This is a genomic window from Rheinheimera pacifica, from assembly GCF_024809855.1.
GTDB lineage: Bacteria > Pseudomonadota > Gammaproteobacteria > Enterobacterales > Alteromonadaceae > Alishewanella > Alishewanella pacifica_A.
This window is the reverse complement of the sequence record NZ_JANUEM010000002.1, coordinates 231,621-256,292: the sequence shown is the minus strand read 5'-3', so window position 1 is coordinate 256,292 and position 24,672 is coordinate 231,621. Positions and strand designations below refer to the sequence as shown.

The 24,672-nt window shown below is 49.5% G+C and carries 14 protein-coding genes; 5 read left to right on the top strand and 9 right to left on the bottom strand.

Annotated elements, in window-relative coordinates:
• Position 1 precedes the first annotated feature (1 nt).
• From M2404_RS04040 to M2404_RS04030, 3 genes are all read right to left on the bottom strand, one after another.
• Positions 2 to 1,183 (bottom strand): hypothetical protein, encoded by a 1,182-nt coding sequence (locus tag M2404_RS04040; protein WP_259238445.1) that lies wholly within the window; start codon positions 1,181 to 1,183, stop codon positions 2 to 4.
• Entirely contained in the window at positions 1,176 to 1,589 is a 414-nt protein-coding gene (locus M2404_RS04035) for a type 2 periplasmic-binding domain-containing protein (RefSeq protein ID WP_259238444.1), read from the bottom strand. Before M2404_RS04035 ends, M2404_RS04040 begins: the two co-directional genes overlap by 8 nt.
• A 163-nt stretch (positions 1,590 to 1,752) precedes the next feature.
• Positions 1,753 to 3,018 (bottom strand): DEAD/DEAH box helicase, encoded by a 1,266-nt coding sequence (locus M2404_RS04030; protein WP_259238443.1) that lies wholly within the window; start codon positions 3,016 to 3,018, stop codon positions 1,753 to 1,755.
• Positions 3,019 to 3,274: 256 nt separating this feature from the next.
• Here M2404_RS04030 and M2404_RS04025 point away from each other — a divergent pair, with 256 nt between their 5' ends.
• Entirely contained in the window at positions 3,275 to 4,000 is a 726-nt protein-coding gene (locus M2404_RS04025) for a substrate-binding periplasmic protein (protein WP_259238442.1), read from the top strand.
• Positions 4,001 to 4,086: 86 nt separating this feature from the next.
• On the opposite strand, the gene pulA is transcribed toward M2404_RS04025, so the two are convergent.
• Both pulA and M2404_RS04015 read right to left on the bottom strand, forming a co-directional pair.
• A complete protein-coding gene (pulA, locus tag M2404_RS04020) occupies positions 4,087 to 8,064 on the bottom strand; it encodes a pullulanase-type alpha-1,6-glucosidase (RefSeq protein WP_259238441.1) in 3,978 nt (1,325 codons plus the stop codon).
• Between the two features lie 21 nt (positions 8,065 to 8,085).
• Complete coding sequence (locus M2404_RS04015; protein WP_259238440.1) at positions 8,086 to 10,944, bottom strand: TonB-dependent receptor; 2,859 nt, start codon at positions 10,942 to 10,944, stop codon at positions 8,086 to 8,088.
• Positions 10,945 to 11,312: 368 nt separating this feature from the next.
• On the opposite strand from M2404_RS04015, the gene M2404_RS04010 reads away from it, so the two are divergent.
• A complete protein-coding gene (locus M2404_RS04010; RefSeq protein WP_259238439.1) occupies positions 11,313 to 13,211 on the top strand; it encodes a glycoside hydrolase family 13 protein in 1,899 nt (632 codons plus the stop codon).
• 50 nt (positions 13,212 to 13,261) lie between these two features.
• Here M2404_RS04010 and M2404_RS04005 read toward each other — a convergent pair whose 3' ends face one another.
• Both M2404_RS04005 and M2404_RS04000 read right to left on the bottom strand, forming a co-directional pair.
• Positions 13,262 to 14,752, bottom strand: coding sequence for a tryptophan halogenase family protein (locus M2404_RS04005; protein WP_259238438.1), 1,491 nt, complete (start codon positions 14,750 to 14,752; stop codon positions 13,262 to 13,264).
• Positions 14,753 to 14,833: 81 nt separating this feature from the next.
• Positions 14,834 to 17,539, bottom strand: coding sequence for a TonB-dependent receptor (locus tag M2404_RS04000; RefSeq protein WP_259238437.1), 2,706 nt, complete (start codon positions 17,537 to 17,539; stop codon positions 14,834 to 14,836).
• Between the two features lie 419 nt (positions 17,540 to 17,958).
• Here M2404_RS04000 and M2404_RS03995 point away from each other — a divergent pair, with 419 nt between their 5' ends.
• The 3 genes from M2404_RS03995 to M2404_RS03985 all read left to right on the top strand — a co-directional run bounded on the left by M2404_RS03995 (position 17,959) and on the right by M2404_RS03985 (position 21,247).
• Positions 17,959 to 18,411 (top strand): helix-turn-helix domain-containing protein, encoded by a 453-nt coding sequence (locus tag M2404_RS03995; RefSeq protein WP_259238436.1) that lies wholly within the window; start codon positions 17,959 to 17,961, stop codon positions 18,409 to 18,411.
• Entirely contained in the window at positions 18,398 to 20,536 is a 2,139-nt protein-coding gene (gene malQ, locus M2404_RS03990) for a 4-alpha-glucanotransferase (RefSeq protein WP_259238435.1), read from the top strand. The genes M2404_RS03995 and malQ overlap by 14 nt, the downstream gene beginning before the upstream one ends.
• A gap of 129 nt (positions 20,537 to 20,665) precedes the next feature.
• Complete coding sequence (locus M2404_RS03985; protein WP_259238434.1) at positions 20,666 to 21,247, top strand: porin family protein; 582 nt, start codon at positions 20,666 to 20,668, stop codon at positions 21,245 to 21,247.
• Between the two features lie 53 nt (positions 21,248 to 21,300).
• Here M2404_RS03985 and M2404_RS03980 read toward each other — a convergent pair whose 3' ends face one another.
• A complete protein-coding gene (locus tag M2404_RS03980; RefSeq protein ID WP_259238433.1) occupies positions 21,301 to 23,397 on the bottom strand; it encodes a peptidase domain-containing ABC transporter in 2,097 nt (698 codons plus the stop codon).
• Positions 23,397 to 24,638 (bottom strand): HlyD family secretion protein, encoded by a 1,242-nt coding sequence (locus M2404_RS03975; protein ID WP_259238432.1) that lies wholly within the window; start codon positions 24,636 to 24,638, stop codon positions 23,397 to 23,399. The genes M2404_RS03980 and M2404_RS03975 overlap by 1 nt, the downstream gene beginning before the upstream one ends.
• Positions 24,639 to 24,672 lie beyond the last annotated feature (34 nt).

The following is a 24,672-nucleotide window of genomic DNA, read 5'->3' as shown; positions in this document are numbered from 1 at the left end:
GCTAAAACCTGTATGTCAGTTGTGCGGCATAAAGCTGCCAGTATTTGTGCCGGTTTGTTACCACGTCAGGCAATATTACCGGTGATAAACGGCCTGCGCCTTCTACCCAGTGAATTTCTGCACTTAACCTTAAGCTGCTGCTGAAATCATAGCTGAACCCGCCGGCAACCGATTGCTGATAACCAAAGTATGTCGGCACAGCGCCATCACTGTTTTCATTTAACAAGCGCCCGCGCCGGTCGTCCTTATTGGCAACGGAGTAATCCAGCATGGCAAACCATCTTAGCCGTGCTGACTGGTGGTATTGTGCCATCATATAGCCGCCCTGCCCCAATTGGTCCTGGTGAAACTGCGGGGCAAAAAAGCCATCAATTTGCAGCCGTTCTTGTTGCAGCTCGCTGGAGAATTCCCATTTCTCCAGTTGATAGCGCATATTCAGCATCACCCGGCTTACTCTGAAGTCTGCCGCAAAAAAAGGCTCGGTTTCAGCGGCACGGTAACTGAATTCAGAATCCAGCAGCACCATACCAAAACTGAAACGGCTAAGCTGGGGCTGCCAGTACAGACTGGCCTGATGGTCGAAATTCATTTTCAGTTTGCCGCTGATAGCATCGCCCAGTAGCAACTCACTTTGCTCTGTTGATACCGGCGTATTGCCGAGGCTCCAGTTAAAGGTAAAATCGCCAAAGTTGTTATGGTGGTGTGCTTGCACTGCCATACCATCACTACCTACTGCAATATCGCGAAAAGCATCAAAATACACTGACTGCGGCAACACAATAGACGGCCGGGTAAAAGGTACATCGCGGGTACTGGAATACAGCCAATGCTGATTTTTTATCCGCCCCAGATACAGATTGGCCTGCAAGTCGCTACTGTTGTAGAAATACCAGTCCAGAAATAAATAGTCCAGCCGCAAGCCCGACGGATATCGGTTGCCACCGTCCAGATACACCAACTGCCCGGAAAGGTGCCAGGCTGGCGCTAACCGCAGCCGGCTATTTAACCCCAGCTCGGTTAACTCAGCAGAAATATCCCCGCTGCTGTTAACAAAACCACTGTCCTGGGCCTGGATCAAGCCCTGGGCAATAAAACCGTTCCAATCAATATCGGCCGCTACAACAGAAGCCGGGTAAAGCAATATACCCAGCAAAGCTGTGGCGAGGTTAAAGGGTTTATTCAATGCGCACCTCCTTCACTGCCGGGTCGGCCTGATACTGCTCAACATAGCCAATGCTGCCTGGCGTAGTGCGTAATAATTCCATCATATGAGCTTGGTCTGTAGCCTGCCATGGCCGGCTGGCGGTACCGGAAAAACTTTGTCTGTCCCAAATATTGGTTAACTGATACGGAAACAGCCGCAGCTGCTCGCGGCTAAAACGTTGATGCTCAGTGCTGTGATCAGGTAACACCACAACATAAATGGGTGAACCATCCGGCCACTGAATTTGCCGCATGGTAAAAATGCTGCGTAATTGTGCTGATGTCAGTTTATCCAGTGCAACGCTGTTATTTACCACAACAGTACTTGCCGTTGCACTTTTAACCGCGCAGCACAATACCAGCGCCAATAAGGCCAGGCGCCTCATTGCCTAACCACACTAAAAATAGCTATAAAGCGGGTATATGCTCTGATCACTGCAATCTGCTTTTAGTAGAACTACACCAGCGCAAGCCGCTGGCGCTAAAGGAAATATTATTCTAGCACAGCAGGTTACACCTTGCCGTGGACAAGGTGTAACTGATTAAAGATTATTTTGCTCTGTGGGCTGGCCGGGCTGCAGGGCGCTGGCCATCACGATGCTCTGGCTTAGGTGCTTTAGGCTTCTTTGGCTTATAGGGTTTGGTATTCAGCTTAGACTGTGGCAGCACATTTACCGGTGTAAAACCGTCCAATATCTGGCGCGGTAACTCCTGCTTAATTAACCGCTCAATACCGGCCAGCTCTTTGCTTTCATCTGCACACACCAGCGATACCGCATGGCCTGCCGCACCTGCACGGCCGGTGCGGCCAATACGGTGTACATAATCTTCAGCAACATTAGGTAATTCAAAGTTAACCACCTGGGGTAACTGGTCAATATCCAGGCCGCGGGCTGCAATATCAGTAGCCACCAAAGCGCGTACTGCACCGGCTTTAAAATCAGCCAAGGCTTTGGTGCGGACATTCTGGCTTTTATTACCATGAATAGGCGCTGCTTTAATACCGGCATTTTCTAGATGCAGGCTGAGTTTATTCGCCATATGCTTGGTTTTGGTGAAAATTAATACCTGCTGCCAGTTATTATCCAAAATTAGCTTTGTTACCAGTGCCGCTTTACGGTTTTTATCTACCGGGTAAATAAGCTGCTCTACCCGTTCGGCTGTAGTATTAGCCGGGCTTACCGACACTTCCAGCGGGTTGTTTACCAGGCCTTTAGCCAGTTTACGGATATCATCAGAAAAGGTGGCAGAAAACAGCAGGTTCTGGCGTTTTTTCGGCAATAGCGCCAGCACTTTTTTAATGTCGTTAATAAAGCCCATGTCCAGCATGCGATCGGCTTCGTCCAGTACCAGCACTTCCAGTTGGCTAAAGCGCACAGCGTTTTGCTGGTATAAATCCAGCAGGCGGCCCGGTGTTGCCACTAAAATATCTACGCCGCGGCGCAGGGCCATCATTTGTGGATTAATTTTAACGCCACCAAATACCACTGTGCTGCGCAGTGGCAGGTATTTGCCATACACCGCCACACTTTCAGCAACCTGGGCGGCCAGCTCACGCGTAGGCGTTAAAATAAGCGCCCGCACCTGGTTAGGTTGTACCTTCCTGCCATTAGCCGCGCCGTCGGTGAGTAACTGCAGCAATGGCAGGGTAAAACCAGCGGTTTTGCCGGTACCGGTTTGCGCTGCTGCCATTAAATCACGGCCGCCAAGCACTGCAGGAATTGCCTGCAGCTGAATAGGAGAAGGAGTGGTATAGCCTTTATCAGCAATGGCTTTAAGCAGCGCTGCCGACAGGTTTAAATCAGTAAATTGCATGCGATATCCCGCAGTTAATGCTGCGAAAAAGTCTGCCGCAGCTGCAGTGGCCTCCGATACGGAGGGGCGCGCAGCTTACAGCAAAAGCCCCGTTAGCGCGAGGAGTATCCGCTATCGGTTTACCTTGCGAAGAAACTGCCTGTTCCTGTTCTGACACTGGCGTAACCGATATAGCTTGGTTAAGCTGACTGTATAATAGTTAACTAATGCAAAGTGTTACGCCTGCGGGCGCAGCCTTTTCACTACCGGAGCAGGCATGAGGTTATGGATAACAGCGCTTATACTCTACTGCTGCCCGGCACTGTCATGCCAATGGCCCGAACTGACATTTTTAGTGGGCGTAAACAAACCACCCTATATCGAAGTAGCAACAAAAACCGGTTATGAGCTGGAGTTGTTGCAGCAGGTTAGCCTGAAAATGCACCGCTGCGCCGTGTTTTTACATACCCCTAATGGCCGGCTACTGGAACTGTTTAAGCAAGGCCAGGCTGATTTTGTTTCGCTGCAACGCACTGTGCCGGAAGGCTTTAGTGCAACCCTGCCTTATATTCATTACGAAAATGTGCTGATTACCCGCAAAGATCAGCAGCCTCCGGTAAAGACGCTGGCCGATTTAACCGGCAAGCGGGTACTGGCATTTCAAAATGCGCATCTGTTTTTGCCGCAAGATTACACGCAGCTAATCCCGGGGTTTGCCAGCTATCAGGAAGTGGTGGATCAACAGCAGCTACCGGCTATGCTGCTAAAAAACCGGGTTGATGTGCTGGTAATGGATAAAAATATTTTTGAGTACTATTACCAGCAAACCGCCCCCGGTGATACCGCCCTGCAACAACTGCCGCTATTTGGTACTAACAGCTATCACCTGCTGGGGCAGGATAGCTGGCTGGTGCAGCGCTTTAATCAGGCCTTACTGGCATTTCAGCAAAGCCCGCAATACCAACAATTGCAACTCAAATACTTTCAGCAGGCAGATCAATAAAGTAGTTACTTGCGGGTACATAAAAAAGCCGCAGCGAGCTGCGGCTAAACACCAGGGGAACCCGGTTGAACCGGGGTAAAACATCGTTACAGTTTAGTAATGGTCATTACCGGTGCCAACGGATTTGTGGCATCTACCCTAAAGCGGTAAGTGCCTACTTCTGTTACATCTAACGACAGATCTCCGACATTATGCTCCAGAACTTTGCCAGTACCCAACGTCATGGCACCGTTACCAGCACCATAGTTAATCGCCCCCCAGGTAGCATCGGCGAACTTGAAGGTATACTGTTTCACGGTATCCAGCAGTAAATCTATCTGGTAAACATCACCGCCAACATAAGTCATTTCATCTACCGGATCCCAGTTGCGTGCACCACGCAAATATACCGACGTTCCCACACCATAAGGTGGTAATTCCTGCACGGTTAGTAGCGGTGCATCTTTGTTTGTGGCATCCAGTACAAAGGCATAGGTTGCACTGTTAGCAAAACTAACCTGCAAATTCCCACCACCTTCTGCCAGTGTTTTCGCCTGTAGTAATGTCACTGCCTGACCATCGCCGCCGGCACCGAAATCTACCGTGGACCAGTCACCCGAGGCAACTTTAAATTCGTAATTACCGGCAACAATATCAATAATGGCAGTATAAATACCGCTGCCATCATATTCAAAGGCATCCACTTCACCCCAACCATTCATACCACCGCGAACGTAAATGGTGGTGGCTTCGTAGGGTGGAATATCCGGTGCACCTGAGGTGGCATCGGCTGCCAGGCCTGTGCCCTGTGCACCCAACTGCTGTTTTACAAATACCGCCATCGTTTGCGCCGGTACGGTAAAGATGCCTTCGTCTGCACCCTGGCTAAAGCTTGCTGCCCGCACTCTGGTATCGGCAGAAGCTTGCTGAATAGGGTGTAAGTCAAAGCCTGCTGCCGTGCGCACAGTATGCGATTGCTCTTCAGGCGTGCCGTTAATTACTACCACTAAGGCATCCAGCATTGGATCCAAATCGGTTAATCCTGCTCCGTCGTCAATGCTCATCACAATTAAGCCCTGAGTCTGGTTTTTACCAATATTATGAAAACCTACGCGGGCCATCACATCATCAGCGCTAACCAGCCGGAACAAGTTGCTACCGGCACGGATACTTAAAAACTCTTTAAATACGTCGCTGGCAAAGCGGATATCGTCTGCTGCCGGTTTGGCATTGGGGTTAGTCAGGATATTGCTGATGCGCTGCCAGTTAGCTTCGTTTTTTTCTGCCAGCGGTAACCCAATAGCAAAGTTGTTGGTTTGCATGCTGAAATCAACAAAGTTAAACCAGTCGCCAGAGTCATAACTGTCACGGTCCATTGATTTTGACCGCAGGAAATCATCACCCATTTGTAAAAACGGAATACCCTGGCTCATTAGTGGTATGGCAATAGCGATATTATGCACCCGTACCCGCTCGTCGATACTCACACCCGGAGCAAGACCATACTGCAGCTGATCCCACAGCGTTTCGTTATCGTGCTTGGAGACATAGTTAATAATATCAGCCGGTCTTTCGGCATAGCCTGCTGCCTGGCCATCCCAGCTATAACTGGATGCCGGACCTGCAATGCCCTGATAACTTTGCAGCACATAGTCTTTTAAGGTACCGGCCAGGCCAATGCGGATCAGATCCTGTTTGTGCAGATTCTCCTCTGTTGCCTGATTGCTGAACAATACAGCATCACGCACTTCATCGCGCAGCCTGTCGTTAAAGGTACCTACGCCTGAGCCTGCCATATCCTGCTGCTTGGCCTGCACAAATAAGCGGTTGTTGGCAACTTCGCCAAAGTTCCAGCCTTCACCGTAGAAGTACACATCGGGTGCTACGCTACGCACTATGTCGCGGGTTGCCAGAATACTGTCTTTCGGGTGGTGGCCCATTACGTCATAACGGAAGTCGTTAAAGCCAAAATCCCGTGCCAGAATCACCATTGAATCCTGCATAAATTTTTCGAACATACGGTGCTCAGTAGCGGTGTTCTCACAGCAGGTTGAACGCTCCATGGCGCCGCTAACCGGGTTATAACGGTGATAGTAACCGGGCACGATTTTGTCGAAAACTGAGTTGGTGCTTACGCCGGACGTACTGGTATGGTTGTATACCACATCCAGCACAGTACGCAGGCCAAGATCATTCAGGGCCTTATTCATTGCCCGCACTTCTTTAATGCGCACCACACCTTCCGGGTTAGAGGCATAGCTGCCTTCCGGAGCAATAAAGTGCTGTGGATCATAACCCCAGTTAAAGCCATCAATACCACGAATAGCCTGCACCAGTTCCTGTGCTTTCTCGCCAAAAGGTGAGTAGCCTTGCAGTACTGATAGCAAACTCTCACCGGCGCTGGTATTGCCGCATACCGGCGCTGCAGCGTTTAACTGGCATAAACGGCCAACCGTATCAGTCAGCTCAATTCGGCGGTTAGCATCTTCGTTAATATTGGCCTGGTCGTTTAACGGCAGCAGGTGAAAATGGGTTAAGCCGTTATCCGCTAACGATTTTAAGTGTTTTACCGGTTCTGAGTCTGTTTCGGTAAAAGCCAGATACTTACCACGGTTAGCCGCAGTGACACTTTGATCACGGATTGAAAAATCCCGCACATGGCCTTCGTAAATCACGATATCTTCCGGTTTGGCTACGGTAGGAATAGTGCGGTCATCCCAACCTGCCGGTTTTAAATCGTCGTCATCCAGGTTAACAAACTGACTGTAGCGGCCATTGGTAGAGACACTCAGCGAATAAGGGTCGGTCGCTTCCGTCGTTTCTACCTTACGGGTTTGCGGATGATAAACGGTGACTTCATAGCGGTAAAACTGGCGATCCAGCGCGTTGCTACCAGCATAACTCCAGATACCGGTTTCGCTATCGGCTGTCATGGCATGAGTGGCAGTAAGGGTTTTGCTGGCATTGTATACCTTCAAATTCACACTGCGCGCTGTGGGGGCCCATACTCTGGCAGTAATATTGCCGCCTTCGTAAATCAGCCCCAGGCTTGCTTCGTCGGCGTCGTTATCGCCTTTGGTATACAAGTCGTCCAGCACTTTTGCTGCCTGCACCCAGGTAGCTTCCAGCAGCGTATTGTCGCTGCCATAAGCTGCCAGCACTAACTGATTTTTCAGCATGGCTTTGGCTTCATCAGCGCTAAAATCAACGCTAAATGCGCTTTGCTCTGCCAGATGCGGTACTAAGGCCTTTTGCTCATCGCTAAGATTTACCGGCGTCAGTGACATGGCGCTGCCGGGGATCTGCTCGTTGAAGTTTACGTCAAGCCCGGCATCTGTAGCGTAGTGCAGCTTTACCTCTGTTGCTGTTCGGGCTATTGCCGAGCTCCAGACAAAAGTATGCTGATCCAGCCAGTGTGCTGCCGCACCGGTAATACTGACACCTAACGACACCACCGGGTACTGGTACACATCTGGCTTACCGGAGAAAGTCCAGTTCATGCGGGAGAAATCCGGTTCACCTTCCGGTTGCTGTTGCGTCAGCGGCATTTTCATGTCGGCGTCGCTTAAATCTTTCTCATCGTTTTTGTGCACAATAAAGTTGCCGCAGGCCCCTTCAGTGCCGGCATAGCCCGGCTTTAAACTCAGTATCCAGTAAGCACCGTAGTTAACATCCACGCCGTTATGCACCAGGCCATTTTGCCAGGATGGCGCAACAGAAGATGCGGCATAGGCGTCACAGCTTTCGTTATTCCAGGTATGTAATATCCAGTCGGTATAATTACCGTCGGGGCGTTTATAAAATAATACCGCCTGATTAGCACCGGCCATTACCACAGGTGCAGGGGCGTCGGGGTCATAACCAATAATACAGGACTCATTATTGGCACTGGGAAACGACGGCTTTTTACATTTTATCGGTGGTGGGTCAACACATTCTGTGCCTGCCGCATTAGGAATTTGCGGTACATTACAGGTTAGCAGTACTTCACCGGGTTTAGTTGAATCACCGCCGCCGCAGGCAGCCAGCAAGTGTGCAGCCAGTACCAGTGCACTGAGCTTTAGCAGTTTTATTGTTATCGTCATTATTGTTGCTCCAAAATCCGGTTAAAAGGTGTACACCGCGCCAAGGTAGAACTGGCGGCCAAAAAACTGGATAGTGCCGGTTTGCGCTTTGTCACCGAAGTAGCTTTTTGTTGGCTCGTCTGTCAGGTTGTTAACCTGAAACAGCACCTTAAAGTTGTCGTTAATGTCGTATGACGTTTGCATATCAATCACCGTTTCACTGTCAAAGTTGGTGATTTGCTCATCTATGCCCACCTGGGACGACACAAAAGGCGAGCGGTAGCGGGCGCTGATGCGGGCATCAAAGCCTTTATAGTTCCAGAATACCGTGCCACTGAATACATCTTGCGACAGGCCTTCAAAGGTAGTTTCTATCGCAGCACCACCCAGGCTGTTAATCAGGCTGACTTCACTTTCGGTATAGGAATAGCTGCCCTGCACACCCAGGCCCGACCACAGCTCAGGCAGGAAATCGAACACTTTGGTAAACGCCAGTTCGGCGCCACGGATATAGCCGCCTTCGCCGTTATTTACTGCGGTAGAGAAAGCCCCGTTAAAGGTGGGGCGCGGAATGCCATCTTCATCAATAATAACCTCCGGCACATCAAAACCTGCGCCAGCGAAATCAAATTCCTGAATGGTAAAATCATTTACAAACGACTTAATATCTTTGTAAAACAAAGCAAAAGCGATGGCACCGGATGGTATGTAGTATTCATACGACAAATCGTACTGGGTTGCCTCAAACGGCCGTAAAAACGGGCTGTTAGAGCTGTTACCGTTGATTTCACCGTCATCGCTGATGGTAATAGAAGTGTTAGACGCCAGCCGGTTAATGGGCGGACGCGACATCACTTTGGCAGCAGCAAAACGAATTTGCGAGTTGTCGGTAATGGCAAAGTTCAGGTTAAGTTGTGGCAATACATCGGTGTATTTTTCACCCAAAACGCCGGGCGCATAACGGGTATTTACCAGGCCGGCATCATCGGTAATATTTTGCGCACCACGCAGCGGATCGCCATTTACATCAGCCAAATCTGTAGCGCTTTGATCGGTTTGCACCACACGTACGCCAATATTGCCGGTTAACGGAATGCCAAAAACTTCCGTATCCAGGTTTGCCATCACATAACCGGCCAGCACATCTTCGTATACTTCACCGCTTTCCAGCATTGTCCAACCCGTGTCCGGGCCATTGGTTACTTGCTGCGACGGCAAAATGCCGGCATTGCCGGTACCCCAGGTTTGTACCGGTTGCGGAATGCCCTGCGGGAACCAGGCATGTAATGCTTTATCCAGATCTATCGCCAGGTAGCCGGGGTAAGTGGCAAAGTCACCTTTAAAATTCACTACCTCTACCATATCGGCGGTTAAGCGCAGTGGCGGCTGCGAGGTTAAAAAAGCGCCATCGCTACCGTATTCAAACACTGAACGATTATTTTTATAGGTACGCTCTGAGTAACGCACACCGGCTTCCAGCGATGCAATAACCGGCATATCCAGCGCCCAGCTGGCATCAAAACGGTAAGCAGTAACCTCATCTTCGTTCACATAAGGGTAAATGCCGTATTTGCTTACCATGACTTTATCAAGATCGGTAAACGCAGCAGCCTGGCTAAACCCTACGCTTGGCAGGTTAAGGCCATTTAACAGGTAAGAAATGGAAACGTTGGTATCCAGCACCGGCGTTGCGGCAGTGGCATCTTCAGCAACCAGGCTCCATAACAAGCCATTGCGAAAATCGCTTTTAGCGCTGGAGTGCGACACGTCAAATGACAGGTTTACGCTATTGCTGACATCCCAGTCGGCATTAATACCAAAACTGCGTACTTCGTCGTAGTCGCGGTTATCATCGTTAACCAGCTCTACCCGGGTAAAACTGCTGGAGGTACGGTTAAAGGTGCCACCAATGACAGAGCTGCCATTTAGCACCGGGTTACCCAACGCCGCGGTGGGGCCGCCAAACTTAACCCGAAAACCGCGGGCAAAAGCTTCTTTATCAAATTTGGATAAAAACGCATCCGCTTTTAGCGTAAAGGCATCGTGTGGTGTCCATTCCAGCGCGGCCATATAACCATCGCGGGTTTCTTCACCACCACGGTGCTGCAGTTCAAAGCCTTCGCTGATATATTCATTAACGCCATCGTCGTTGGTATCTTTCTGGCCGTTGTACGCCAGGCCAACAAACTGGGTAGCTACGCTGGGCTGATACAAGCGGGCGTAACCGGCGGCGAAGCCCAGCGTGTCGCCAAAAAATTTCCCCTGATACGACATACTGAAACGGTGGCCAAAATCGACACCGTCCGGCACTTCGCTGGCGCGGTCGTTATACATACCACGGGCATTTACGGTAAAGGTATGTTGTTTTTCGTTACGCAGCGGGCTGGCAGTTTGCAGCTCTACCGTGCCGGCCACACCGCCTTCAATTAATGAAGCTTTTGGCGACTTATACACCGCCGCCGAGTTAATTAATTCTGACGGATACTGGTCAAACTCAATATTACGCTTACCACTGGTAGACACCTGCTCGCGGCCGTTTAAGGTAGAAAACACAAAACCACCCGACATACCGCGAATATTAATTTCTGCGGCCTGGCCGCCGGTACGCACCGCTGAAATACCCGGCAGGCGGGTCAGTGCATCGGCCATCGACACATCCGGTAAGGCGCCTAAATCGTCGGCAGAGATGGTTTCAGATACCGTGTCGCCAAAACGTTTGGCGTCCAGTGAGCGGAACAGGCTACCGGCAAAGCCACGTACCTGAATAACTTCCACATCGTCTAATGTCTGTTGATTTGCTGATTGTTGTGCCTGATCTGCTGTTTGTGCCACAGCAGAACATGCCAGGCTACTCACCCCTGCCATAGCAAGCGTAAGCAGACTAAGCTTGAACTTATTCATGCCCTGTTTCCCCGTTTTATTTTTATAGCGTTTATTTTTATAAAGGGTTGCGCGCTCCATGCGACCGGCATGAAAACCTGCAGCCTGTTGTCTCAGTGTTTATTTATTAACCGTTAACCACTAACCCGCAATATGAATACGTATTCAGTCGCCCATTACAGTGCAAAAACGCCAGAGCTGTTCCCGCAGTTGCACCAAACTGGTATATAAAACGCTTAGAGCACCGTACAAAGCACTGCCGGTGTGCAGGCAAAACCAACGCAAAGCACAGCTTTGGTGCATCAATACAATTTAAACAGCGTGGTTAGAACGCCAAGGCAAATTAACAAGCACCCGGCAGGCCACCTGCCGCAAAAAAGAGAAATGATATGCTTAACATTAAACTGACACCGGTTATGGCCGGCTTACTGGCAGCAGGTACGCTGTTTTATGCCACAGCGGCAGCGGCTTTTTGCCCGCAAACGTCAGACGCCACACCAAAAGGCCCGATTGCGCTGAATGAGCAGGGTGAATTTGTACCCGGTTGGGCTAAAAGTGCAGTGTGGTACCAGGTATTTCCTGAGCGCTTTCGTGATGGCGACGCCTCTAACAACCCGACAGTAGCCGATATTGCCGGTGCCGATCCGGTAGAAGAACCCAAAGTGTGGCAGGTGCATCCCTGGGGCAGCGACTGGTACAAGTTACAACCTTACGAAGTTAGCAATGGCGAACCGGAACTGTGGAAACACCTGCTGCGCCGCCGCTATGGCGGCGACTTACAAGGCGTGATAGACAAGCTGGATTACATTAAAGATATGGGCTTCAACGCCATTTATCTTAACCCGGTGTTTGATGCCCCATCGCTGCATAAATACGATGGCGCCAGCTTCCACCATATCGATCCTAACTTCGGCCCTGATCCAGACGGCGATCGCGCCCTGATGGCGAAAGAAAACCCGCTGGACCCATCCACCTGGGTGTGGACCAAAGCCGACGAACTGGCGCTGGAGCTGATTAAACAAGCAAAACAGCGCGGCATCAGAGTGATTTTTGACGGCGTATTTAACCATATGGGTGCTAATAGCTTTGCTTTTCAGCATCTTAAACAGCATCAGCAAAACTCGCCTTACAAAGACTGGTTTACCGTACACAGTTTTAAAGACGAAAAAGCCGGCACTGAATTTAGCTATGAAGGCTGGTTTGGCGTGCCATCACTGCCTGAATTTAAAGAAGATGGAAATGGCCTGGTACAGGGCCCGCGCGATTATGTATTTGCCGCTACCGAACGCTGGATGAACCCCAAAGGCAAAGGGACAGAGTATGGTATTGATGGCTGGCGGCTGGATGTGGCCTTTTGTGTGGCACACGGTTTCTGGAAAGACTGGCGCGGCCATGTAAAAACATTAAACCCGCAGGCCTATATTACTGCAGAAATTGTAATGCCACCTGAGTTGGTAAAACCTTACCTGCAAGGTGACGAGTTTGATGGCGAAATGAACTACAACTTCGCCTTTACTGCAGCAGAGTTTATGTTTAACCCGCCACCACATAACATTAACGCCACAGAGTTTGATGCCAAACTGCGCGAGATGCGCGGTTTGTATCCGAAAGGCGTAGCTTATGTAACACAAAACCTGTTTGGCAGCCACGACTCCAACCGGATTGGCTCGCACATTGTTAACCGTGGTATTGGTAACTTCCGTGACTGGGGCGACTATTTTCAGTTATCGCAGGTTGGCAGCAACCCGGATTACAACGTACGTAAACCGAATGACGAAGAACTGCGTCTGCAAAAGCTGTTTGTTATTTTTCAGATGACTTACGTTGGTGCACCTATGGTGTATTACGGTGATGAAGTAGGCATGTGGGGTGCCAATGACCCCGATGACCGTAAACCGATGATCTGGGAAGATATTAAATACGAAGATGAAGTAACCAACCCCGATGGCAGTAAACGCCCGGCCGACAAGGTGGCAGTAAATAAAACGCTGCAGCAGCACTACCGTAAGCTGATCCAGTTACGTAACCGTCTGCCGGCATTACAACTGGGAGATTTTACTACCCTGCTGACTGACAACGATAAAGCGCTGTATGGCTTTGAGCGCCATTATCAGCAGCAGCGGGTACGGGTTATTCTGAATAACAGCGATAAGCCGCAACAAGTAACACTAAACCGCGATCAACTGAACTGGCAAGAGCAGATTGACCAACTGCCGGTAACGGTAAGCGGCGATAAAATCCGCCTGACCATACCCGCTAAATGGGGTGCCGTGCTGTTGGCACAATAGCGGCATCTTCCAAACCACAAAGGCCACCGGGATAAAGTGGCCTTTTTATCTTAACGGCCTTGCTGTAAAAACTGCTGATGCGGCGGAAACTGCGCGACAGTGCGGCTTATAATGGCTTTTAGATCGGCCAGAAAACCGCTTAACTGAGCCTCAGTTAAATTGTCTGCCAGCGGGTGATAATGCTGCGGCCGTAAATGCTGCCCCAGCATAACCTGCTGCCAGGCGACTTCGGTAAATAACTCATCCTGCTGGCGAAACACTGCGCCTGACTGGCGAAACAGCTCTATGCGTTGTGCCAGTGACTCCGGCAACGCCATAGTGCGGCAATACTGCCACAAGCCATTGTCATTACGCTGGTTTAAATGGTAATGCAGGATAATAAAATCACGGATGGCTTCAAATTCCTGCTGTGACTGGCGGTTGTACTCGCGGCGCAGCGCGGCCATATCGGCCTGTTGCGGAAAACATTGCACCAACCGTATCACAGCACTTTGGATCAGGTGAATACTGGTTGATTCCAACGGCTCGAGAAAACCACTGGATAAACCAATAGCCACACAGTTTTGCAGCCACTGTTGCTTACGTCGCCCGGTGACAAAACTGATTTTACGCGGCTCGACCAGAGCTTCTGCATCCAGATTACTCATTAAGGTATGGCGCGCTGCACTGTCGTCTAAAAACCGGCTGCTGTACACCAAACCATTACCGGTACGGTGTTGCAGTGGAATACGCCACTGCCAGCCACCATTGTGGGCAATAGCGCGGGTATAGGGCATAACCGGCAAGGTCGCGGCTGTTGGCACTGCCAGCGCGCTGTCGCAGGGCAGCCAGTGGCGCCAGTCTTCATAACCACCGCCCAGCTCCTGGCCAATTAACAATGCACGCAAACCTGAGCAGTCGATAAATAAATCGGCGCTAAAGCTCTGGCCATCCTGCAATGTTACGCTGGCAATATCACCGGCCGGAGTTTTAACTACTGCACCAATGGTGCCTTCGGTTCTTACCACGCCAAGCTGTTCGCTGTAACGGCGTAAAAAAGCCGCGTACAGGCTGGCATCAAAGTGATACGCATGCAGCAACCCCTGCAGCGGCGTATTGGGAATGTGCGCTAAAGGCGCATACCTGCCGGTATGAGCGGCCTGATAATTAAGTGAATAATCCCAAAAACTGCTGTTATCGCCCCGCGCCTGTGCCGCCAGCCAATAATGATGAAACGGGGTGACACCAAGTTGCCTGCCAACCGGGCCAAAGGCGTGCATATAGCTGTCGCCTTGTTTGCCCCAGTTTTCAAACTGAATGCCCAGCTTAATGGTGCCTTGTGTCGCCTGTAAAAACTCGGCTTCGTTAATACCCAATGCCGCATTAAAATGCTGAATAGCTGGTATGGTGGCTTCGCCGACACCCACAGTGCCGATAGCGTCTGACTCGATCAGCCGGATACTAAGTTGCGGGCCCATCAGCTTTGCTAACATGGCGGCCGCCATCCAACCGGCAGTGCCGCCACCTACAATAAGCACTTGTTTTACCGTGCCATTTCCCATATTGAAGCTCCCGTGCTGCAATAAAAAAGCCCTGCTTTAACATAACATTAAAGCAGGGCCTGATAGACAGCTATCTACTACTTAAAATTTATAAGATAAACCTGCCATAAAAGTACGGCCATAACGCTGATACTCGATAATATTGCCATTTTCTGTACGGACAAACGGCTCATCAGTAATGTTGTTGGCCTGCAGCAGTAAGGTCAAACCTTCAAACTGACCGGTATCAAAGCTGTAGCTTACCTGTGCATCAACCACAGTTTCGGCTTCAATCATCTTCAGGTCACGGCCACTGCCAAAACCGGCAATTTCACCCAGGAAGTCAGAACGGTAACGGCCACTGACGCGGGCAGCAAAACCGGCGTTTTCATAATATACCGTTAAGTTGGCAACACGTTTTGATAAACCGGGTAAAGGCGTAGACGGGTTATTAGGATCAGATTCAATACTGCTGTCAGTCCAGGAACCGGTCAGGATAGTACCAAAGTTTTCCAGTGCCGGTGTCAGCATAGCCCCGCTTAACGACAGGCTGAATTCCAAACCGTTAATACGGCCGCCGTCGCCATTCTGCGGCGTAGTGGCAACACCTTCGTTAATTACCGGGGTAATACCGCCCGATGGATAACCGGTAAAGTCCTGAATAACCGCTTGCTCATAAATATAGCTTTCAAGGTCTTTATAGAACGCTGCCAGTGACATATAGCCCAGGCTGTCATCAAAGTAATATTCGTAAGATACATCCAGTGCATTAGCTATCCAGGGTTTTAATGCCGGATTACCGCCGTTGGCGCTCCACGGAGAGTTACTTTCCGGTGTAGCCTGGGCATTGTTGTTAGCCGGGTTAAAACTGAAATCCTGACTGGCACGCAGTTGGTCCATACGGGCACGCGCCATAGTGCGGGCTAAACCCAGACGCACAAAGTGGCCTGCACCCAGATCAAAGCTCAGGTTCATACTGGGTAGTACTTCCCAGTATTTATCACCGCCTTCAAGGCGGAAAGAGGATACATCAATACCACTACCAGACGCAGCCAGCGCATAAGAAGACTGATCTGTGTGTACTACCTGGGTACCAAAGTTACCGGTTACCGGAATTTCGCCAATGCTGGTACTTACACCCACTTTAACAAAAGCCGTTATCACATCTTCCTGCACGTTCCAGTCTTTAATAAGAACGTCGGCATTGGGGTTACGTACCAGTTCTAACGTACCGGATGAAATTAACTCACGCGGATCGTAACTGACCATACCCGGTATGCCAAAAGCAGACAGGCTGGTTGTACCCCTGACATTTGGGATAGCTGCGCTGGTAGCACCATTAGGTAAGCCAAGGAAATATTCATTGGCTTGTTTATCTTTTTCGCGGCTGCTGACATTCAGGCCAAACTCTACTTCATCAAAAACGTCATGTTCAATCAGTGTTTTGGCGCTCAGGCGGATTTGGTTCAGCTCGTCAGTAATGGTTGGCGAATTGTAGTAACCCAGTTGGCCGCCAGGGATAATATCGCCACCCCAACCTTGCGGGCTGGTAAGTAAAATCAGCGCAGGGTCGGCGTAGTTCAGGCCAGCATTAAAGCTGGCGCCTTTGCCATTCATCTGGAACTGAATAGTGTCAGTTGCACCTGAACCTAAAGTACCGGTACCGGCATCTGATTCCAGAATAAGGTCGGTACGGTCCAGTTTTGAATGGCTCACATCAACAGTACCGAACCAGTTGTCTGCCAGTTTAAATTCGGTTTTCCAGCCGGCTGAAAACAAGTCACTTTCGCGGAAATTACCATGATTACGTACTATGGCTTTTACATCGCTGTAGGTACCCGATGTTACCATGCCGTTTTCTACCACCGCATCGCTAAGCGCTGCGCCACCCCACAACAGCGGCATTTCGATAAAGCTGGTACGCTGGGTTTCATCAAACTTGGAGTAATACAGATCAACTGTTGTGCTGAAATCAGCATTTGGCTTGTACTCAAATACGCCGATAAAACCATCACGCTCTAACAAGTTAGAGTTAGCATACACTTTGGCACCGCCAATAACTTTGTCGCCATCGTCGGTATCAGCGTAACCCCAGGCTTCAAAGCGCTCAATCTGAGTAGGGTTGGACATATTGGCGTAACCCAGCGCAATACCAATAGTGTTATCTGCAAACTGATCGATATAAGAAATGCTTAAACGGCGGCCGTTGTCATCTGCACCCGCATTTAACGCATCAATCTGGTTCCACTCGTAGCGGGCATTCACTGCCACAGTGGTTTCACCGTGCTTTAGCGGGCTGATCAAGCGCATGTCAGCTGTACCGGATAAACCCTGCCCCACCAAACCCGCGTCTGGTGTTTTATATACCACCACGCCGCTTAACAGTTCTGACGGATACTGATCAAACTCTACGCCACGGTTATCACCGGAGCTTACCTGCTCACGGCCATTTAACAACGCTGTACTGAAATCCGGCGATAAACCACGGATACTGATCACCTGGCCACGGCCGTTAAGACGCTGAGCCGTAAGACCAGGCAAACGGGCCAGCGATTCAGCAATACTCACGTCCGGTAATTTACCGATATCTTCTGCCGATACCGCTTCAACAATAGAGGTGTTAAACATCTTAATGTTTTGCGAATCCTGCAAGCTGCGGCGAAAACCTGTTACCGAAATTACTTCGATTTGCTCATCAGCTTTGGCCTGCTCTGCTGTAACCTGCTCAGCAGTTTGCGCATATGCCATTGAGCAAGTACCGGCCGCAGCCAGTGCCAGCGTAAGCATACTGAGTTTAAATTTAGTCATGTCCTTCATCCCCGGTGTGTTGTGTGTGCTGTCTGTCAGCTGTAAGCGCAGCCGTATCAGTACAACCAGACTTCTGTCTAAGGCTATTTATTAAACTTATTAGCGCAACACCTCAACATGAATACGTATTCATAATTACTAAATTGCACAAATGCAGAGCGCCAACAATACAGGCCGCACCAGCATGGTGCAATTTACCGCTTTACTGGTTACAGCAGCGGTCGCAGCCTGTTTTATCAGGTATAGCAGAGATATAGCTACCGGTAGCGCCCCGGGAGCAGCTTAGTTACATGATATTTTCAATGCATACGTATGCAGCAGGTTTAATAAATACACAACCCTGATTTATGCTTGCACCACCATATGGCAGAGCGTAGCAAACTTGTGGATCTTGCTTTGCTGCCAGAGCGGAGCAAAATATGACAAGTAATATTCTGACGGGATCCAGCCTGGCAGCATTTGATAGCAGCCAGAGTACACAGCCACAACCGGTATTAACGCAACTGCGCCAGTTTATACTGCAGCAATTGCCTCAGGCGCCCCGGTTAACGGGAGCAGCCAGTAAATTAAATATGAGCTGCCGTACATTACAACGCGCCCTGCAACAGGCAGATACCAGCTTTCGCGAACTGGTAAGCCAGTGCAGGCATCAACTGGCGCAACAGTATTTACAGGATGCCAGCCTGAGCCTGCAGCAAATTGCTTATCAGCTTGGGTTTGAAGAACAAAGCAGCTTTCAGAAGGCGTTTAAATGCTGGCAGGGTTGTTCACCGGGTGCATTCCGCCAGCGCCGGCACCCCGCTGCAAGCAGACGTAGTTATTTATCCGGACTGAATCAGCCGGGGTTACAGGTGAATTATGGAATTAATTAAGCAACTTGCCGCACTGGTAGGTTTGCAGGACAGCTACGTACACGCACAGGGCCATACAGAAGTTATCAGCCTGGATAAGCAACAGGCGATATTAGAGGCCATGGGCTATGACTTAACATCTGCTGATGTTATACAGGACAAGATCGTTGAGCTAAGCGAGCAACCCTGGCTTGAAGTTATCGCCCCCGTTACCGTGTGCCAGCAAGGTGAGCCGCTGCGTATCCGTGTACAGCAGTTACAACAAAATGCCGTCAGCGACTGGCAATGGCACATTCATACCGAAGAACAACAGCAGCTTAGCGGTAACCTGACTATTGCGGCAAAAGATATCAGCAAACGCAGACAAACCCGCCAGGGCGAAGTGCTGGCCGCCGAACTGGTTTTAGATATCAGCTTACCGCTGGGTTATCACCAGTTAACGCTAAGCAATAACCGGCAGCACTATAACCAGCAGCTGATTATTACACCGCAGCGCTGTTTTCAGTTACATGACAAAGCTGTGCTGCATAAAACCTTTGGCCCGGCTATTCAGTTATATGCGGTTAAATCTGCGCGGAACTGGGGCATAGGTGATTTTGCTGATTTACAGCAGATGATTGCACCACTTGCCGCACAAGGTGTTGACTTTATTGGTTTAAACCCGCTACACGCCCTGTACCCGGAACTGCCGCAGGATTGCAGCCCCTACAGCCCGAACAGCCGCTTATGGTTAAATACGGATTATGTTGCACTGGAGAAAACAGCAGATTTCAGCGATTGTCTGGCCGCTCAGCAACTGGTTAGTTCTGAAAGCTTTCAGCAGCAGCTACAACATTTACGTGCACAAACTTACGTAGACTATACCGGTGTGGCAGCAGCCAAGAAGCAGGTAGCCAGCTTGCTATTTCAGCACTTTAAACAACAACATCTGGCAAAAAATACCCCTCGCGCCGCACAATTCCGGCAATTTGTGCAGGATGCCGGCGACAGCCTGCAGCAGTTGGCTATTCATCAGGTACTGCAAGGGCAACTATTCCGGCAAAGCTGGGATATGGCAGCCTGGCAAAACTTTCCGCAGCCATTACGCAACCCGCATAACAGCGCGGTAGCAGAATTTGCCAGCGCAAACAGCGATGCCATAAACCAGCAACTGTATTTGCAATGGCAGGCTCAGTTGCAACTCGCTGACGTTAAACAACTGTGTCAGCAGCATGGTATGGCGATTGGCCTGTATTGCGATGTTGCCGTTGGCACCAGCCGCAGCAGTGCAGAAAGCTGGGGCGCACCGGAAGATTACCTGCTGGATTTAAGCGTAGGTGCACCGGCGGATATTATGGCGCCCAAAGGCCAGAACTGGGGTTTATTAGCCTACAACCCACAAACCTTACGGCAGAAAGCCTATCAGCCTTTTATTGCATTGCTGCAAGCCAATATGCGCTTCGCCGGTGCGCTGCGGCTGGATCACGTCATGGCGTTGTTACGCTTATGGTGTTGTCCGCTAGGTGCAGACGCCACAGCCGGAGCTTATATCCGCTTTCCTGCGGCCGACTTATTTGCCATTCTGGCACTGGAAAGCCAGCGCAACAGCTGCGTGGTAATAGGCGAAGATTTAGGCACTGTACCGGTTGAAATCAGCCACTTACTGGCGCAGTATCAGGTATTGTCGTACCGGGTATTTATGCTTGAGCAAAAGCCCGGCAGCTACGATCACGCCGCCCAAACCTATCCGGAACTGGCACTGGCAACCGTAACCACCCATGATATGCCAACACTGGTCGGTTACTGGCAACAGCATGATCTGGAGCTGCGGCACGAACTTGATTTATTCCCCAATGCCCAGGTAGCAGACAGCCTGTATCAACTGCGTACAGATGAAAAGCAACTGATGAGCCAGCGCCTGCAACTGCAGGATGGCGACTACAAGCAGTTAATCCGCGCCAGCCATTTATTTACCGCGCAGCAGCCTGCCCGCTTATTCGCTTTTCAGTTGGAAGACCTGTTGTTAATGGCAACACCGGTGAATATTCCGGGCACCAGCAACGAATACCCAAACTGGCGCCGCCGCCTGACAGAGAATATCGACGTCATTTTGCAGCGCCCGGATGTGCTGGAACTGATCGCTGATATAAGAAGCGCCAGACAATAGTACCTTTACAAAGCCGGAAAACCTGAACGCGGTTTTCCGGCGCATAGCTTTACACTTCATTAATTATTGATTCATCCGGGTTTTGCTATACCTGTTCTTGATTTAAGCAATCCAATATGAGGAATCATTATGTTGAAGCTAATCCCTACCACCGTTGTTGCCGGTTCTTTTCTTGCCGTGGCAGGTTATGCACAAGCTCAGGACAGCGGTTTTTATGTTGGTGGTCATTATGGCCAGCACAAGGTTGAACTGGAATCTGACATAGCGGATACCGATTTAAAATTTGGTGTGGCCGGTGTTAATGCCGGTTACCAGCTAACCAGCTTTCTGGCATTGGAAGCACGCTATGCCGTAGGTGTTGAAGATGAAGATATATTCGACGGCGACGATTCTGCCCGCTTTGAAATAGATCGCCATATGGCATTAGTAGCCCGCGGCAGTATCCCGTTGGGTGAGCGTTTCTCTATCTTCGGCATTGCCGGTTATGGTGAAACCCGTTATGCCTTCGCTTACGATGTATTAGGTGCCAGTGGCTCTGAAAAGAGCACCGAAAAAGGCCTGGTTTATGGTGCAGGTGCTGCATTTAACCTGACAGAACGCTTAAGCTTAGTAGCCGAGTACAATGTATTGCCAAAACTGGAAGATGACGACGAAGGCTTTTATGAGTCTGACGTATCGCTGATGACAGTAGGCTTGAACTATCGTTTTTAACTAAATGTTGATCAGCTATATGAGCCTGGCTGTAAAAGCCAGGCTCACTCTTCTTAGGTATTGTCTTTAACAGCCAACTGAATGACTCTGTCAACTGAAGCAATGGTTTCTGGCCGGTGTGCAATAACAACCCGTGTAATATTCAGTTGTTGAATGGCTTTGCTGACATAAGATTCAGTTTTGGTATCAAGATGGCTGGTTGCCTCATCCAGAAATAGAATACGGGGTTTCCGGTATAACGCTCTGGCAAGTAGTATGCGCTGCTTCTGCCCTCCGGATAACGCAGAGCCCATATCTCCAATCAAGCTGTTATAACCCATTGGCATTTGCATGATGTCATTATGCACAGCTGCCATTTTCGCACATGTTTCTACCCAAGCCATGTCGATGTTGTCTTCAAAAAAACCTATGTTGTCACGAATACTGCCAGACAGCAGCTGATCATCCTGCATGACAGCAGCTATCTGCCGCCGATAATTGCTTATCCCCATGTGCTCCAGCGCAACGCCATCAATCTGAATACTACCGCTGGCGGGTTGCAGTAAACCCAGCATGACCTTCATCAGGGTTGTTTTGCCACAGCCGGACGGGCCAACCAGAGCTACCGACTCGCCTGACTTTATACTGATATCAGTATTTTGCAATACAGGGCGGGTAACGTCGCTGTAGGAAAATGAGATGTTTTTTAACTCTATCTGCCCCCCGATCTGATGCTGTCTTTCCTGTGGCGGATGAAGCTGCTCTTTGGCAGACATCGCTATATCACCAATACGCTCAAAGTGCAGGCTTAGCATACGGAACTGAATCAACTTATCTATCAGCCGGGCCATGCGATCCATAAACTGGGTTTTATATGCCATAAAAGCAAATAACATACCGGTACTAAACCCGCCAGCAATGACTAAACGGGCAGCCAGATAAACTACCAGAATATTTTCCAGCCCAAACAACAGGCGATTTACAGCCTGATAAGAAATATTAAAAATGCCAAGATTAATAGATTTATTGGTGAAGTTAATATAGTGGTTTTGCCAGAGCCCTTCACGTTTGGCTTCAGAGCCAAATAGCTTAATAGTCTGCATTGCCCTGACGGTTTCCATAAAGTTCGACTGCTCGTTAGCCCGGGCCAATATCTCCTGCTCGGATACCATACGCAATGAGCGGTACATAGCCAGCCGGAACAACGCATACAAGAGCACCGCCACCACCACCACAGCGGTAAGCGAAGGACTGTAAATCAGGATCACTACCAGAATTGCAGAGGCCATCAAGCCGTCGATTAGTGTTTCAATAACGCCTGTCGTTAATAGCTCCCGCACTTGTTGCAGTGAGCCAAAGCGGGAAACAACGTCCCCCATATGCCGCTTTTCAAAATAATTTAGTGGCAAACGAATAAGATGATGAAACAGGTTGCCAGCCATCTGTATGCTAAGCTGGCTGCCAAAATGCAACAGTACAAAACTGCGGGCAATAGTTGTGGCTATTTCAAATAGCAACACCATACTAAAACCAATCGCCAGCACCAGCAATAAGCTTGTATCACGGGTAAGGATGACATCATCAATAACCAGTTGCATATAGTAGGGGGCGATTAAGGTGAATACCTGTAATAAAATAGAAAACACAAATAACAGCGTTAATGAGCGTTTAAGACCGGTAATTTTTGACCAAAAGTTAGATAAACCAAGCCTGGACTGGCCTTCTTTCAAAGAAAAGTTATTAGTAGGGATCAACTCAAGCGCAATACCGGTAAAATGCTTTGCCACTTCCGACATAGGCATCTTACAGGAACCGCTTGCCGGATCATGTATATAGCACATATCACCGCTGACTTTCTTTAACACAACGAAATGGTTTAGATCCCAATGTAGGATGCATGGTGTTTTTAATGCCGCCACCCCCTCCATTTCTATGCGTAACGGCCTTGCTGAAAGCTCCAGCCTTTCAGCAAAATTCATCAGGTCCAGCAGGGTGCAACCCTCGATAGACAACGAAAACTTGTGTCTGAGCTCATTTAAACTGGTGTGATACCCATGATATCCGGCCACCATGGCCATACAAACAAGACCACATTCAGCCGCTTCTGTCTGATACATTACGGGTAATGAGTTTTTATGCCAAAATGTTAACTTCTGTATAGCTGCCTGCATTACAAACGTCCTTTCAGGCTGAAAATAGGATCAAATAACCAACGTATAAGGCTGCGTTGTTCCGTAACGATATCAGCATCTAAAGCCATGCCAGCCCGCAGGGATAGTTCACGGTTGTAAGCATAAATAAACTGTTGCTGCAAACCTATGCGCACCCGGTACGCAGGCTCTTCCAGAACCAATGCCGGTACCTCATCCGGCATAATCACAGTGCGGCTAATTTCCAGTACTGTGCCTTCGTGCACTCCAAAGCGCTCATAAGGAAAGGCATGAAAACGAATACGGGCTTGTTGCCCGCTTTCAATAAATGCAATTGCACGGGTCGGCACATAAACAACGGCTTCCAGTTGCGTATCATCGGGTAAAATGCTCAATGCCACGCTGCCCGCAGCAAGATGTTGGCCCGGCTTTATCAGAATACCGGTTACCGTTCCGGCTACAGGTGCTGTAATTAATGTCGACTGCTCATGTTGCAGGCGCGTAAGTTGATTACGCAGATCAGCAATCTGATTGTCCAGTTGGCTCTGGGATGCGTTAAAATCTAACGGCTGCTGTTGCTGTTCGCTAAGCTGCTGTTGCAGTTGCTCTTCTAACACCAATTGCTGATTAACTAACGCCTGTTCCTGCTGCTGCAACGACAACAGAGTATCTTGCTGCCGGCTCAACTCAATATTGGAGATATACCCTGTGCCGGAAAGCTGGGAGATCTGGCTGACCAGATAATCATTTAACTCCAGCCGCTTCTGAAAGGTCGCATATTGCGTTTGTAATTGTTCCTGCTGTTTCTTCAGGTTGTCTACCCGTGCTGCGGTTTCTTTTAAGCGCAGCTGATACTTCTGTTCCTCCTGTAATTTCTGCCGCTGCAGGTTGGTTAGTATAATACCCAATTCTTTGCCTAATGCTGCATTTAGCTCAGTCTGCGCTGCTGAATAATGGCTCATCGTCAGTTGCAGCAAGGCTTGCCCGGCTTCAACCCGCTCACCTTCTGTAATAAGAAATTGTTGCACAGTACCAGGCTGGTTGGTTTGTACCCGTATAATTCCCTGTTCAGGCTGTAATATGCCAAAAACCACTTCTTTTCGTTTATAACTACCGGTTATCAAAAACAGCAGGCTAATAATCAAAATAAAGCTGATTAACGCCGCAAGTAACGTAAACGTTGGAGGTTGGGTTAAATTGACCTCCCCCTGAAGGCGGGACTGTCTGGCATCTAAAACCTGCTGACGGAAAAGTGATTTCATCTATGGCATGGACCCGGAATATGAGCTCAAATGT